The organism is Terrisporobacter muris (assembly GCF_024621905.1).
GTDB classification, from domain to species: Bacteria; Bacillota; Clostridia; order Peptostreptococcales; family Peptostreptococcaceae; genus Terrisporobacter; species Terrisporobacter muris.
In genome coordinates, this window is record NZ_JANKBY010000508.1 from 1 (window position 1) to 1,695 (window position 1,695).

Annotated in this window: 1 protein-coding gene; it reads right to left on the reverse strand. The window is 25.0% G+C overall.

The genetic code is table 11. From position 1 onward, the window contains the following. Positions 1–257 precede the first annotated feature (257 nt). Positions 258–1,382, reverse strand: a complete 1,125-nt coding sequence (locus NSA58_RS19755; RefSeq protein ID WP_074079566.1) for a tyrosine-type recombinase/integrase — start codon at positions 1,380–1,382, stop codon at positions 258–260. Positions 1,383–1,695 lie beyond the last annotated feature (313 nt).

Consider the following 1,695-nt stretch of genomic DNA (forward strand, 5'->3'; position numbering starts at 1 on the left):
CTTACTCAAAGTAATTTTCTTTTAATAATTTCATGATATACAAAACAAAAGTTATCATAATATTATTATGGTAACTTTTTCTTCTGTTAATTATTCATTCATATTATATTTTACTAGAATATCTATTTAAATCAAATCTAAGAGAAATTTACTTCTTTAACGACTATTTATATAAAAACAATATTTCAACACCTTTAAAACTCAATTAAAATCGTTAGATTTTCCGATCACTTAAAAATTATTTTTGCATCTATAAACTAACCCATTTTTCTATCTCCATTGAATAAAGTATTAGAAATCTTTTCTGAAGCTTCTTGATCCATTTCCTTAAGTGCATGAGAATAAATATTAAGAGTTGTATTTACACTTGAATGTCCAACCCTTTCAGAAATAACTTTTATAGGAACTTTAGCCTCTATCAACATAGTAACATGGGAGTGACGTAAATCATGAAATCTTATATGTTTTAAATTATTAACTTCTAAGAAGTATTTGAACTTCTTGCTTATTACATCTGGAGCTATGGGCTCTAGGTTTTTGTCATAAAAGATAAGCTCTCTATGTGATTTTTCTCCTCTTAATTTAGCTGATAATCTATCTTTTTTAAGTTGTTTCAACATGGATATTATCTCTTTTGGGGCTGTAATAGTTCTAACAGATGATTCTGTTTTAGGGTCTTTTAATATAACTTTGCCGCCATCTCGAACAGTTATTTTATCTACTGTAATAGTATAATCATTGAAATCTATGTTGTTCCAAGTAAGACCTAATATTTCTGATATTCTCAGTCCTAAACCACTAGCTATAACTATAGGCAATTCTAGAGAAGTACCTTTACTTTTTTCTAATAAAAGTCTCATATCTTCTGAATTATAAATCTCATTTTTAAACTTTTTGCTCTTTGGAACTTCTATGTATTGAACAACATTTTCTTTAATCAACTTTAATCTGTAAGCTCTTTTGAATGCTAAATTAAGAATGTTTAAATGTATTTTTATGGTCTTTGGTGATAATAAACCTACTAAATCATCCACGTAATTTTGTATATGTATAGGTCTAATATCAGATAATTTTATATCTCCAAGAAGAGGGATTATATATTTTTTACAAGTCCTCATGTAAACATTGTAAGTAGTGATTGATAAATTTGTCTTATATTTTTCTAGAAAATCTATGATGAAATCTTCCATAATCATCTCGTTAGGAAGTAATAATTCTTCCTTATAAATCTCTTCTTTTATTTCATTTAATCTTCTAGTTGCATCTCTTTTTAATGGATAAGAACCCATATTTTTTTGTTTCTTTTTATTTGTTTCTTTATCTAAATACTCTAAATAAACTATGTAATTTTTGCTTCTTTTTCTTAAAAAAACTATGCTCATTTTATAACGCTCCTCATATATTGCCTTAAATATTTATAAATATATTTTACCACAAAACTTAGAAAAAAAGTAAAAAAATACTGACTTACTACTGACATACAGTTATAATTCATATTTATAATTGTTGAAATTTCAATCTTTTTAATATTTTCGTATGAAACTACTTATTTTATGTCTTTATAATTGAGATACACCTAGCATATTATTAAAATTCACAAAATACACAGCTAGAAACCTGTATAACTACATATATTTTTCAAAGATATTTAAGCATACAAATTAGTATTATAACACTCTTATTAAGCATATTATA

Excerpts from the sequence above, each read along its gene's own strand:
- NSA58_RS19755 (WP_074079566.1), bottom strand. The coding sequence starts at position 1,382 with ATGAGCATAGTTTTTTTAAGAAAAAGAAGCAAAAATTACATAGTTTAT.